Consider the following 13,217-nt stretch of genomic DNA (forward strand, 5'->3'; position numbering starts at 1 on the left):
TTTGCATTTATTGTTGAGTATTTTTACAACTTTCTTTTCATTGTTTGTCATACATGCCTTGCAGATATAAAAGCTTCTTCCAACTTTGGAAAAGAGCATGAGCTCTCCATTTACAATCTGCAATCTTTGTAAACTGTCTTGTAAAGATCTTTCTCTACAAACAATGCACATTCGTATGGGTTGACTCATTTTTGCGCCTGATTATATCAAATTTTAGCTGTCTTTCAGCTTTTTACGATTTCAAAACCGTTATTATCTAATTCAAAGATTTCTACTCTAAACATCCCAAACGCATTCTTAAGGGCTATGGCAACCTTTGGAGCATCTTCTGCCTTCACGAGATTGAAAAACGATGAGCCACTTCCTGAGAGGGTACTCATAAGCGCACCACTTTTTAGAGCAATCTCACGTACTTCAAAAAGTTCTTTCATCTGCTTCATACGACGATGTTCGTGCATACAGTCTTTGGATGCCACTCTTAAAAATTCCCAATTTTCGCTAAACAACGCTGCTGTGAGTAAAGATGCACGCGAAAGATTGTACACCACATTTTTCATGGGGTATGATTTAGGAAGCAGTGTCCTCGAATGCGCTGTGGACATAGGGCGATCAGGAATCACCATCACCACTTTAAGCTTCTCTCCAAGCACTTTTTTCAATGTTTTGACTCTTCCACTTTCTACTACAGAGCTGGTAAAACCTCCAAAAACGGCGGGGGCAATGTTATCAGGATGCGTTTCATATAAGATGGCTTTATTTAAAATAGTCTCTCGACTCGCTTTCACGCCTGCCATCTCATAAGCACTGGCAATGGCACCCACAATGACAGCGGAACTGCTTCCTAGCCCTCTTGAAAAAGGGATTGTATTGTAAAACTCAAACCTGAAAGGATCTTTTTTACCCGCTAATTCTTGATAAATATCGTAAAAAATGGAGACAAAAATATTGTTTTTTTTCAGTTTTGCATTCTCTTCACCCTCGCCTTTAACAGAGATACTCTGGTAACTTGAAGGTTTAATGCAAACTTCATTGTAAAGTGCGATGGCAAGACCTAAACAATCAAATCCGGGTCCTAAATTGGCACTGGTCGCCGGTATCTTTATCTTCACACATCGCTCCTAAACTGCTGGTAACATATAAAGTGGTTCAATTTCGTTCGTAAAAAGGGTTTCATCTAAAACTTTTGGTAAGGTAAAATGTTGCTCCACAGGGCTTTCTAACTGCACCGTGGTAATCGCTTCTGTCTCTTTTATAAAATAGAGATTGCGCATTGCACGAATCGCTCTTCCTTCGTTAAAGACAAATCCATCGCAGGCTAAAAGAGGAATATTCAGTGTAATACTAAGCGTTTTTAAAAAAATATAGGTAATTTTAATCGCCATAAAACTTCCAGGTCCCCTCGCAAAAAAGAGACGTACTGGACGATACTCTTTTAAAATAGCCTCAAAAAGCAAGGGCAAAACTTCACTTGTTTGATCCATTGTCTCATACGTTTTAATGAGCTGGTTATTTTCATAAATGCCTACATGTAAAGGCGAAGTAAGCGTTATAACAACAATATCAACGGCAGTTTTTATGCGTACACCTTCTCAAATTCTTGGGCTCTTTCAACACTCAATGTGCGAATTTCATAATTGCTTGGATCTCTTAAAATCGCTTTGGTCAACTCATGATTTAAGTTATGACTTCCTGCAAAAGAGGTGTAGTCTCCTAAAAAAGGAGCCCCCAAGAGGGATAAATCGCCAATCGCATCTAAAATCTTGTGTCTGACAAATTCATTGGAAAAACGTAATCCCTCAGGATTGAGAATCTTCGTCTCATCTAAAACAACCGCGTTATCCAAAGAGCCACCAAGCCCAAGACCGCGAGCACGTAGCATTTGGACATCTTTCATAAAGCCAAACGTACGTGCACGTGCTATCTCTTCAATAAAATTTTTCTTGCTAAATTCAAAGTGATACTCTTGTTTCCCAATGGAAGGATGTGCAAATTCAATCATAAAGTTATAGGTAGGCTTAAGACTCGGTGTGACGCGTGCAAATTTCTTGCCATCGGCAACTTCAACCTCTTTTTTGAGGATCAAAACCTGTTTCGTTGCATCCAATTTTCGCTTTCCCGCTTCATCGAGCATCATACAAAAACTGGCACTGCTTCCATCCATAACAGGTACTTCCGCACCATCAAGAACCACTCTAATGTTGTCAATCCCATACGCATAAACGGCAGAGAGAAGATGTTCAATCGTTGAGATATAACCACTTGCATTGCCAATGACCGTTGCCATTTGCGTATTCACAACATTGTGTGGCAGGGCTTGAACCAAGAGTCCTATATCACTTCGGTAAAAAAGAATACCGCTATTGGCTTCAAGAGGCTCAAGACGTATTTGAATAGGCTCACCTTTATGAAGCCCAATTCCTACACCGCTGACTGCTTTGGCTAATGTGGTCTGTTTCACACAACTTCCTTTATCTCAAGAACGTTATTGCGCATAACGATTTTTTGAAGCACATTTTGTTTGATCATCTCCCGATCCACGATCTCACCATTAAAAATGAGGTGACCTCTAAGGCTTATGCCACTGAGCACGATATATTCACCATCGCACTGTACTAATCCGTCAATAATACCATAAATACTCATACTCTCTTCACAAAAGACTTTCGCACCGCTGTTAACGCGTCCAAAAATCACAATCGGTAAACTCTCCACAATCTCTTCACCTGATCGAATAGGACGATCATAAAGCTTGAGTTTTGGCATCTGCTTTGGTGGTTCTTCTTCTAAAACTTTCTCTTTTTGAGGCGCTTCTTCAAGAGAGGGTGCCTCTTTTTTAATACCACCAAAACGAATGTTACACTGATTGATCTCTTTATAACAGACACCACTTTGCTCTAAAACAAAGGCAATATTCTTCGTAATTTCACCTTCTATAAGCAAAAAGAATTCCCTTAAAAGAAGGCTATTTTTTCTAAAATAGTCTAAAAAAGAGGCTTCATCATCAATCTCAATATGAAACACTCTGACGTTTTTTTGCGTTACTTTCATCGATCCATAATCTTCTTTGCTGATTCTATTACATTAAAAATACTCTCTTTAAGCCACACCTCATCCATCCACTCTTCGGGTCTGACATCCACACCTTGAACATACATGCCAAAGTGAAGGTGATCTCCTAATGCTAAGCCTGTTAAGCCTGTTTTGGCGATAGACTCTCCTGCTTTGACCACATCACCCTCTTTGACCATATAACTAGAACAGTGCCCATACAGTGAATAAACGCCCAAACCATGGGAGATAATGATGTTGTTGCCGTAAATGCCGTTTTCACGTGCAAAGACAACAACCCCATCGTTCGAAGTTTGCATAGGAGCTTGCGCATTACTGGCAAGATCCAACCCTAAATGGTAGGACTCACTGGTAGGTTGCTTCTCATACTCATAATAACGGTGATCCCCAAAACTGGCAACCACTTTGCCATTGCGAAGCGGATAAAATGGTTTTAAATAAAATCCATTGATAGGGTCTATGGAAACCGCAGAGGTTACTTTTAAAATATTGGCTTCATTGCCTTGGCGCATATCTTCATTGACAAATTTAAATTTTTCGAGTTTTGAAAGAGAGGAGCGTTCAGGAGCCATCTCCGCAATCAAATCGGCGATTTTCCCATCTAAAAAGCGATCTTCCAATGCAATCGTAGATGTTTTGTACTTTTTATCTTGTAAAAAATACGGTACATGCGATTTGGTTAAATTTCCTGCGCGGTCTATGGCAATCACAGAAGCACTAAAACTTTCGATACTTGTAGGCCATGCCACTAGCGTGATGTAATAACCCTCTTTGTAAAACGGTGTCGGATAAAATTTCTTACCAAAATTCGTCTCAACGTAGAGTGATTTCATCGCTTCATCTTGCGCTTTAAAAATCACCGCCGCAACACCACCCTTCATAATCTTATACGAACTTCCAATGATATTGACATCAGGTCTTTTGGTATCGACTTTAATCACCGATTTGGCACTGACACTATTGCCAGAGAAGAAATTCCATTTACTTGCATCGACTGCTTCGATTGTTAATTCAAATACTTTTTTATTGGCACCAAACCCCACTTTGGGAAAAGAGAGGTTTAAATCAACCATTTTTTCAGCTGATTTGAACTCTTTTGTCTCTAGAATAACGCTTTTTTCACCATCAAAGAGCGAAGCACGTACAAAACGAACTCCGCTTGCATCGGCTATCTGCACTTTAATCGGATCTTTTAAATTCCACTCTATCTCTTTGGGAAGAACGATCTGGGGAGCTTCTCTTTCAAATAAATTGGAGTTAAATACAAACGCAACACCCCCTACAAGGAGTAAAAAAATAAACCCTAACACAAAAGCGGCTATAGATGATGTTCTCTGTTTTTTCATTCTTTGTCTATCCTTTTTATTTTGTCCACAATTTCATCTCGAAGCATTTTGGGATCACAAAGGGGTACTTCAAACCCTGCAGCAGTCTTGTGACCGCCACCTTGATACTCCAACGCCACTTTGGAGACATTAATATCTTTACTGCGTAATGAGACTTTATAGCCTCCCTCTTTCTCTTCCAATATCATAATAGCAATGGTAACATTTGCAATGCTTCTGAGCATATTGACAATATTTTTGGTATCGTCTCGTTTGGCACCTGTTGCTTCCAGGGCTGCTTTATCAAAAATAATAGTCGCGATGCGTCCATTTTCATAAAGATCAAAATGGTTGAGCATGTACCCATAGAGTCTTATCTTTGAAAGCGATTCTCTGCGTTTCACTTTAGAAGCAATCTCTTTTGGATTGGCACCATCTTTCACCAGTTGCGCCACAATGCTAAAGGTAAATTCATCCATATCACCATACTGAAAAAACCCTGTATCATCTGCAATCGCCGTGTAAAGGCACGTTGCACAGGCTTGGCTCATCTCAATGCCATTGGCTTTTAAAAGCTCATACACGACCATTCCAGCACTCGTGAAGCGATCTACGACAAGGTTGATGTCTCCAAAATAGTGGTTGGTGAGGTGATGGTCAATGTTGATAATCTCATAATCTCCCAGAGGGATTTTGAGCCTATCACGGGTTGAGCAATCACAACTGACCACCAGATCAAAATGCTTTGGTAAGCTATTTTTAATTTTTGAAAATCCTGGTAAAAAATCGTACACGCGCGGTAATTCACTGTTTTTGTTGTAATGCGTTACTTTTTTCCCTGCGCGGATCAGTACATCATACAACGCTAGCGCACTTCCTAGAGTATCACCATCGGGATGTACATGAGAGACAATAACAATATGCTTGGCGTCTTGCATACGCTTCCACGCTTGGTGATACATTTTAACTCCACATTCGTAAAACGGTAATTATACTTAATTTTGACTGAAAAGTTATTGATGCTCCCTAGCGCATTTTTTTAGAGCTTTTGTAGACAAACGCCAATACTTCAGCAACAGCCTTGTAAAGATTCTCAGGAATAATCTCACCTATATTGCATTTTTTATAAAGCTCTCTTGCCAATGGAGGGTTCTCAACAATCTGAATATTATAATTCATCGCAATCTCTTTAATGCGAAGTGCTATGTAATCTGTCCCCTTAGCAATCACTTTAGGTGCTGCCTCTTTTTCTTGGTTATAGCGAATGGCTACAGCATAATGCGTTGGATTGGTGATAACGACATCGGCTTGGGGAATCTCTTGCATCATGCGCTTACGCGTCATCTGCATCTGAATCTGCCTAATTTTGGCTTTAATCTTAGGATCACCTTCCATCTGTTTGTATTCATCTTTCAACTCTTGCTTGCTCATCCGCAAACTTTTAAAGTAGTTGTAGCGGACAAACATCAAATCCGCTAAGGCAAGCACCAAAAAGAGCAATAAAATGACGGCAATTAAGATAAGCATTTTCTCTTTGAGCCATGCCAATTGATCATAAAGTGGAAAATAGATAACCGTAGGAAGCTCTTTGGTAAACGAGAGTAAAAAATAGTAGCACACCCATAAAATCACACTGACTTTGATGATAATTTTAATCGACTCTACCGCCTTTTTCATCGAAAAAAGATTTTTGAGCCCTTTCACCGGATCCAGTTTTGAAAGATCAGGGATCAGTGGTTTAGTGGTAAAAATAAAACCTGTTTGCATCACATTGGCTAAAATTCCAGAAATCGCCACCGCTAAAGAGAGGGGAATGACCATAAAAATAACTTCACGAAAAGAGATCATTGAGATTTGAAAGGTTGCTTCTTTGGTAATTTCGGTGCCAATGAGAGATTGATAGTAGAGATACAAATAGACGACGCGTGATTCTATCCATGATAAGAGCGCTAAAAAGGCAACCAATGCCACCACCAACGTGACAAACGCGCTGGTATCTTGACTTTTGGGAACATTGCCGTCTTTTCTGGCATCTTCAATCTTCTTGGAACTGGGTTCTTCCGTCTTTTCTTGATCATCTGCCACAGTGCAACATTCCTACTTACTTAGATCACGGTTTTATGGGTAATTTTCATTGAAAAATCAAGCCAAACCGCGTGATGAATCAAACTCCCACTGCTAATCGCATCCACCCCTGTTTGAGCATACGCTACGATATTTTCTTTGGTGATGTTGCCACTGGCTTCTAAAAGCACATGAGGGAAATCACTGTTTTTATACGCAACAACCGCTTCGATCGCTTCATACGACATATTGTCACACATTACAATATCGGCGCCACATTGCATCGCAAACTTCGCAAACTCCACATCTTCACACTCAATTTCAATCTTACATGTAAAGGGAAGTTTCTCTCTGGCTTCTTCAATAAAAACATTCAGATCGTCGATGGTTTTCAGATGAGTATCTTTGATCATCAAGCAATCATCCAAGCCCATTCGGTGATTATTGCCACCACCGCAACGAATGGCGTATTTTTCAAACACGCGCAAATGCGGTCTGGTTTTTCGTGTATCCAGCAGTTTAACACGGTAGCCTTCAAGTACTTTTTTATACGCAGCAACATTGCTCGCAATGCCACTGGCATGTTGCATGAGATTTAAAATCGTTCGCTCGCACCGCAAAATATTTTTGGATTTGCCTTCGATTAACGCGACCAAATCCCCTTTTTGAAGCGTATCGCCATCGTCAAAGTAGAAGGTAACATCCAGTTTGTTCATCTTGCACAGCGCTTTAACATAAGGCTTTCCTGCAAAAATCCCCTCATCTTTGCAGATGATATTGGCACTCGCGAAACTGTCTTTTCCCACCAATGAAAAAAGATCTCCTCTGCCGACATCCTCTTCAAGTGCTTTTTTAACAAAGGATTTAATCATAGCTCAAACATCCGATTTAACGCTGCATAAGCCCATTTTCGGGTCTCTTCAGAAATCATGATTTCATTCTCAAATCGCCCTTCTTTGATGCTAAGAAGCACATTGTACACATCTTGGAGTGTGGTTTCATTCATCGTAGGACACTCTGGCTTTGTTGAGGAGAGCACATAAGTATTCTCTTTGCGCAAACGCTTGATCATATTGTATTCCGTGCCAATGGCGACTTTTTGATCCAACGGAAGTTTTTTCACGTAGTCGATAATCTGACTGGTTGAGCCCACAAAATCGGAGAGATCACACACTTCAGGCTTGCACTCTGGGTGCGTCACGATGAGGATGCCCGGATACTTAGCACGGTAAAACGCGATGTCATCGACATCAAAAAGCTGATGAACCGAGCAAAAACCGTTGTAACATAAAATGTCCGCTTCCTTAGGATCACTTCCGTCCCCCACAACGCATGATTTTAGCCCCATCTCTTTGGCGATGTTTTGTCCCAAACAGCGATCGGGAACAAAGAGAATTTTTTTGTTGCTCTCCAGTGCTTTGGTGATAATTTTTTTGGCATTGGAGCTCGTGCACACATACCCGCCCATCACGCCAATGCGCGCTTTCACATCTGCTGATGAGTTGATATATGTCACTGGCAAAATGTCTTCTTTGGCAATGCTCGCTTTTTCTAAAAGGGCTACATTTTGATCAAAATAATCCACATCAATCATCCGAGCCATCGCACAACAGGCGATTTTAGGCATTAAAACACGTTTTTCAGGCGCTAAAATCTTGACACTTTGTCCCATAAATCCTACTCCGCAAAAGAGCAAATAGGGATTTTTATCTTTGGCTGCCCACTGAGCAAGTTGAAGCGAATCTCCTGCAAAATCAGCCAGTTCGAACACTTCATCTTTCTGATAAAAATGGGCCACGATGCTTACATGTAACTCGTCTTTGAGTTTTAAAATTTCTGCTTTGAGTTTTGAATTATCCACCCTAAATTCCTTACGTTCTATCGAAAAAACTTATTATAGCGTTAAAGAAATAATAACAAAATTATTGCTATACTGTGGCAATTTCAATGAAGGATTGTGTGTGGATTTTCTCTATAATATTAACGTTCAATTTTATATTTTAAGCTATCTTGTGGGGGGCATTCCGTTTGGCTTACTCTTAGCAAAACTCTTTACCGGTCAAGATATTCGAGAAGCAGGAAGCAGAAGTATTGGAGCGACCAATGTACTTCGGGTGCTTAAAGAGACCAATCCCGTATTGGCGAAAAAACTCGCCATTGCTACGGTTATTTTAGATGCACTGAAAGGCATTGTTCTTTTACTCGTTGGTAAATTTTTGGGACTCAGCATCGAGACATTGTGGGCGATTGCTATTTTTGCCGTCATTGGACATTGCTACAGCCCTTATCTTAAATTTGAAGGCGGCAAAGGTGTCGCAACAGGAGCTGGTGTACTGTTTGTCATGTTGCCTATTGAAACCTTGATTGCTTTTGTGACATGGTTTGTTGTGGGCAAAGTGCTTAAAATCTCTTCGTTATCATCACTACTTGCGCTTTGCGCTTTGATTCTCTCTTCGTTTATCCTTCATCCTGATCTTGAAGGGATTAAAACTCATGCGCCGATTTTCATTATCGCATTTTTGATTGTGTATAAACACATTCCCAATATCATTCGACTCTTTCAAGGCAAAGAATCGAAAGTTGTCTGATGCAGATTCATATTCACAATTTAACGTTTGAAACAATTGTAGGCATTTTGGAAAAAGAGCGCCTCACCCCTCAAAAGGTTACGTTACATGTAAAGATTGCGTACGATTATCATGAGAATAATTTCATTGATTATGCTAAAGTTTCTGCTTTTTTAGAATCTGAAATGAACGCGATGCGCTACTTTTTGCTCGAAGATGCCCTGAAGGATTTAAGTCAAAAACTTAAAGTTTTCTATCCACAAATGTCAAAACTCAGGCTCAAAATTTTAAAACCTGATATTTTGCCAAATGCGATAGTTGGGGTTTCGCACACGATTGACTACGCCAAAAATTAAAATTTAATTAAAAAAACTTTAAATCTAGCTAAAATTATGCTATAATCCCGTTTAAATTTTAGCAACTAAGGAATTTATAATGCGAATTTTAATCGTTGAAGATGAAGTAACCCTCAATAAGACTATTGCAGAAGGCTTACAAGAGTTCGGGTACCAAACCGACAGCTCTGAAAACTATAAAGATGCAGAATACTACATTGGTATTCGTAATTATGACCTCGTTTTAACAGATTGGATGCTCCCTGATGGCGATGGTGTTGATCTTATCAACCTCATTAAACAAAAATCTCCTCGTACAGCTGCAGTGATTATCTCTGCAAAAGATGACAAAGAGAGCGAAATTAAAGCCCTTAAAGCAGGTGCGGATGATTACATCCGTAAGCCATTTGATTTTGATATTTTAGTCGCTCGTATCGAGGCTCGTCTTCGTTTTGGCGGCACCAATGTTATCAAAATTGATGACCTTACGATCGATCCCGATGAAGAAAAAATTACCTACAAAGGTCAAGAGATTGAACTTAAAGGTAAGCCGTTTGAAGTATTAACACACCTTGCTCGCCACAGCGACCAAATCGTCTCTAAAGAGCAACTCCTTGATGCAATCTGGGAAGAGCCAGAGCTGGTAACACCCAACGTTATTGAAGTTGCTATTAACCAAATTCGTCAAAAAATGGACAAACCATTGGAAATCTCAACGATTGAGACCGTTAGACGAAGAGGTTATCGATTTTGCTTTCCCAAAAAAGTATAAGAGAAAGTTTTATATTACAATTGGTGTCCGCTTCGGCGACACTGATTGTAATCTTTTCCGTCATCCTCTACAACTACATTAAAATCTCTATTTTTGAAGATATTACCCAAGAACTCACCAAACAAGCTAAAATTATTGCAACTTCCCGCACGAGCTCCATTGAGCGCATGGGCATTAATATTTTTGATCCATCCCTCAGTTCGATCAATAACCCAAACGATGTGCAAGTGACCATTGCGATTCGTGTCAATCAAGGGAATGTCCCTTCGTTTGAACACAGTGAAAAAGATAACCAAAAATTTTTGACCATCTACTACCCACTGGAGAAACGCGAACATTACTTCATCTCGATCACTAAAGATATTTCCAATACCGATATTTTACTGAACAAAATTCTTAAAAACATTTTGAGCATTAACCTTACCGCGATCTTCTTGATCCTTTTTTACGCGCTTTTCCTGTCTCGAATGCTGGTACTTCCTATTCGTTCTTTGACCAACAAACTTGCCAATATGAATGAAAATTTTTTACAGATGATAGAGACGCAAAAGCTCCCTAGTGAGTTTCAACCATTGGGTTTAAGCATCAATAAACTGGTTGAGCGTATTCAAATTTTTGTGAACTCTCAAAAAGAACTCTTTATCGGCGCCGCACATGAACTTAAAACGCCTTTGGCGGTCATGAAAACCAAGAATGAAGTGACCCTTTTAAAGCCAAGAGAGAATGAAAAATATATTGACACGATCAAAAGCAATAACCAAACGATTAACGATATGAACAAGATGATTAGCAATATCTTAGAGATTGGACGGCAAGAAGGGGCGCAGTTTGAAAAACCTGTAGAGATTGATTTGATTGCTTTTTTAAAAGAACAAGTGAATAATTACACTATTTTAGCCAAGATGGAAGATAAAAATCTTATTGAAGAGATCGCACCTTTAAGCTATAAAATGATGCTTCAACCCACTCTTTTGATTCATATCTTACAGAATTTTGTTCAAAATGCGATCAAATTCACACCAAAACATGGAAATATCACGATTCAAGCACTGCTTTTAAAAGAGGGGTTTGTGGTACATGTGATTGATGAAGGGATTGGCATCGATGAGAGTAAAGATCTTTTTGCACCGTTTAAACGCTATGGAAATCAAACAGGTGCAGGGCTTGGACTTTTCCTTGCCAAAAATGCCGCTGATGCTATTGGGGCAAAAATCACCCTAAAAAACAGGGAAGATCGGCAAGGAACCATCGCCACACTCTTACTTCCTCTTCGCAAACGCTCTCTTTAAATTTCGTTAAAGTATTTTTAGTGTATAAACTCGTCAATAAATTTGACTTTAAATAAGGAAAACAAGCATGTCTTTAATGATCACGGAAGAGTGTATCGCGTGTGACGCGTGTCGCGATGAATGCCCCAATGGGGCAATTGAGGAGTCTGATCCTATTTATATCATTGATCCTGATGTGTGTACAGAGTGCGTTGGTCACTACGATGAGCCTGCCTGTATCTCTGTATGCCCGGTTGAGTGCATCGTTGCAGACCCCGATAATATCGAAAGCGTTGAAGAGCTAAAGCTAAAATACGAACAGCTTAATAGCGACCTTTAATGTCTAAACGCACAGCCATTATTGATATAGGATCTAACTCTGCAAGAATGGCAATCTTTGAAAAAAGTAGCCGTTTTGCTTTTCACCTGATTAATGAAACCAAAAGTCGTGTCCGCATTGGAGAAGGCGCTTACAACTTTGGTGGCGTATTGCAAGAACCTGCACTGAAACGCGCTTTTACAACGCTTGAGGAGTTTGGTCATGTCATTAAAGGGTATAAGTGCAACAAAGTACTCTGTATTGCTACATCTGCACTCCGCGATGCGCCTAATGCCAACGCCTTTATTAACCAAGTTCATCATGCGCTTAATATCAATATTAAAATTATTGAAGGAACGAAAGAGGCGTATTATGGTGCTGTAGGAGCCCTAAACTACCTTAAAACGATTCAGAATGCTGTGACAATTGATATTGGTGGAGGCTCAACCGAGCTTGCTAAGATTGAAAATGGACTCATTGTTGATACTATTTCACTTAATATTGGCACCGTTCGACTCAAAGAACTCTTTTTTGATAAAAAAATCCCTCTGGAAAAAATTCGCTCTTTTATCAACGAAGAGATTGAAAAAATACCTGAACGTTTTACATGTAAAGAGATGATTGGCATTGGAGGAACACTCAGATCGCTTTCTAAGATCATTATGGAGCGCACCCATTATCCTCTTAAAACGGTACATGGCTTTGAGTATGAGATCGCTTCGCATGCCTCTTTGGTGAATGCCATCGTTAGTTCGGATGTTTTGGGGCTCAAAAATCTGGGTGTACGAAAAGATCGCTTTGATACAATGCGTGAAGGGTGCATCATCTTTCAATCCATTGTCCAAAAGCTCTCCAGTGAAACAATGATCACGAGCGGTGCGGGAATTAGAGAAGGAGCTTATTTATGCGATCTTTTGCATTCCCATCACCATAAATTCAGCGTTGATTTTAAACTCAGTCTTCGCAGTTTTAAAGATCGCTTTTCATTGATGGAAGAAGACAATCTCTATATTAAACGGGTTTCACACCTTCTTTTTGATACGCTTTCTCCTCTTCATGGCATACCAGATAACTTCAAATACGAACTGGGTGTTGCTGCAGAACTTCATAACATAGGAACAAAGTTAGGGTTTTATCAAAATCATCTTCACAGTTTCTACTTTATTTTAAATAACCTCAATTATGGTTTTTCACATGAAGAAAAAATCCTTATTGCGATGTTGATTAAGTATCACGTCAATAAACTTCCAACACAAGAAGATATGACGCTTTATAAAACTCTTTTACCCGATATGCAAACGGTTCAATGGCTCAGTTTTATCCTCTCTTTAGCCAAAGCCATTAACAGCGATATGCGTCGCAGCAAAATTTCCTTTAGCTATCAAAATCATACCTTGAGCATTCAAGCAGAGAAGAGACTTTTTTTAGCACGCGAACAGATTAAGCAGCTGATTAAACCAGCCTCTTTTGCGATTATTATTAAGTAATTTAGGAAGTT

15 protein-coding genes are annotated in these 13,217 nt (G+C 39.6%); 6 read left to right on the forward strand and 9 right to left on the reverse strand.

Annotated features, from left to right (window positions below; all coding sequences use genetic code 11):
- Positions 1 to 224: 224 nt before the first annotated feature.
- The 9 genes from thrB to nadA form a co-directional block, all read right to left on the reverse strand.
- A complete protein-coding gene (thrB, locus tag JU57_RS07140; protein WP_037958884.1) occupies positions 225 to 1,109 on the reverse strand; it encodes a homoserine kinase in 885 nt (294 codons plus the stop codon).
- Between the two features lie 9 nt (positions 1,110 to 1,118).
- Positions 1,119 to 1,481, reverse strand: coding sequence for a hypothetical protein (locus tag JU57_RS07145; protein WP_294876488.1), 363 nt, complete (start codon positions 1,479 to 1,481; stop codon positions 1,119 to 1,121).
- 92 nt (positions 1,482 to 1,573) lie between these two features.
- Complete coding sequence (gene lpxC / locus JU57_RS07150; RefSeq protein ID WP_037958888.1) at positions 1,574 to 2,458, reverse strand: UDP-3-O-acyl-N-acetylglucosamine deacetylase; 885 nt, start codon at positions 2,456 to 2,458, stop codon at positions 1,574 to 1,576.
- A complete protein-coding gene (gene minC, locus JU57_RS07155) occupies positions 2,455 to 3,048 on the reverse strand; it encodes a septum site-determining protein MinC (RefSeq protein WP_037958891.1) in 594 nt (197 codons plus the stop codon). Before minC ends, lpxC begins: the two co-directional genes overlap by 4 nt.
- Positions 3,045 to 4,415, reverse strand: coding sequence for a M23 family metallopeptidase (locus JU57_RS07160; protein WP_037958894.1), 1,371 nt, complete (start codon positions 4,413 to 4,415; stop codon positions 3,045 to 3,047). The genes minC and JU57_RS07160 overlap by 4 nt, the downstream gene beginning before the upstream one ends.
- The gene (locus JU57_RS07165; RefSeq protein ID WP_037958897.1) at positions 4,412 to 5,356 is read right to left on the reverse strand and encodes a bifunctional oligoribonuclease/PAP phosphatase NrnA; all 945 of its coding nucleotides are present in this window, start codon (positions 5,354 to 5,356) and stop codon (positions 4,412 to 4,414) included. The genes JU57_RS07160 and JU57_RS07165 overlap by 4 nt, the downstream gene beginning before the upstream one ends.
- 64 nt (positions 5,357 to 5,420) lie before the next feature.
- Positions 5,421 to 6,479 carry a flagellar biosynthesis protein FlhB gene (gene flhB, locus JU57_RS07170; protein WP_037958900.1) on the reverse strand — a complete coding sequence of 353 codons (1,059 nt, stop codon included), beginning with the start codon at positions 6,477 to 6,479 and terminating at the stop codon, positions 5,421 to 5,423.
- 20 nt (positions 6,480 to 6,499) lie between these two features.
- On the reverse strand, positions 6,500 to 7,330 hold the full coding sequence (gene nadC, locus JU57_RS07175; RefSeq protein ID WP_037958903.1) for a carboxylating nicotinate-nucleotide diphosphorylase: 831 nt from the start codon (positions 7,328 to 7,330) through the stop codon (positions 6,500 to 6,502).
- A complete protein-coding gene (gene nadA / locus JU57_RS07180; protein WP_037958905.1) occupies positions 7,327 to 8,319 on the reverse strand; it encodes a quinolinate synthase NadA in 993 nt (330 codons plus the stop codon). Before nadA ends, nadC begins: the two co-directional genes overlap by 4 nt.
- A gap of 100 nt (positions 8,320 to 8,419) precedes the next feature.
- Here nadA and plsY point away from each other — a divergent pair, with 100 nt between their 5' ends.
- The 6 genes from plsY to JU57_RS07210 all read left to right on the forward strand — a co-directional run bounded on the left by plsY (position 8,420) and on the right by JU57_RS07210 (position 13,206).
- Positions 8,420 to 9,046: a glycerol-3-phosphate 1-O-acyltransferase PlsY gene (gene plsY, locus JU57_RS07185; protein ID WP_037958909.1), complete on the forward strand. Its 627-nt coding sequence runs from the start codon at positions 8,420 to 8,422 to the stop codon at positions 9,044 to 9,046.
- On the forward strand, positions 9,046 to 9,381 hold the full coding sequence (locus tag JU57_RS07190; RefSeq protein ID WP_037958912.1) for a dihydroneopterin aldolase: 336 nt from the start codon (positions 9,046 to 9,048) through the stop codon (positions 9,379 to 9,381). Before plsY ends, JU57_RS07190 begins: the two co-directional genes overlap by 1 nt.
- A gap of 79 nt (positions 9,382 to 9,460) precedes the next feature.
- Positions 9,461 to 10,132, forward strand: a complete 672-nt coding sequence (gene hsrA, locus JU57_RS07195; protein WP_012856039.1) for a homeostatic response regulator transcription factor HsrA — start codon at positions 9,461 to 9,463, stop codon at positions 10,130 to 10,132.
- A 23-nt stretch (positions 10,133 to 10,155) separates the two neighbouring features.
- The gene (locus JU57_RS07200; RefSeq protein ID WP_294876502.1) at positions 10,156 to 11,421 is read left to right on the forward strand and encodes a HAMP domain-containing sensor histidine kinase; all 1,266 of its coding nucleotides are present in this window, start codon (positions 10,156 to 10,158) and stop codon (positions 11,419 to 11,421) included.
- Positions 11,422 to 11,488: 67 nt separating this feature from the next.
- Positions 11,489 to 11,740, forward strand: coding sequence for a YfhL family 4Fe-4S dicluster ferredoxin (locus tag JU57_RS07205; RefSeq protein ID WP_025343508.1), 252 nt, complete (start codon positions 11,489 to 11,491; stop codon positions 11,738 to 11,740).
- Positions 11,740 to 13,206 carry a Ppx/GppA phosphatase family protein gene (locus JU57_RS07210; protein WP_037958914.1) on the forward strand — a complete coding sequence of 489 codons (1,467 nt, stop codon included), beginning with the start codon at positions 11,740 to 11,742 and terminating at the stop codon, positions 13,204 to 13,206. The genes JU57_RS07205 and JU57_RS07210 overlap by 1 nt, the downstream gene beginning before the upstream one ends.
- Positions 13,207 to 13,217: the final 11 nt, after the last annotated feature.

It is taken from the genome of Sulfurospirillum sp. SCADC (assembly GCF_000743525.1).
Lineage (GTDB): Bacteria > Campylobacterota > Campylobacteria > Campylobacterales > Sulfurospirillaceae > Sulfurospirillum.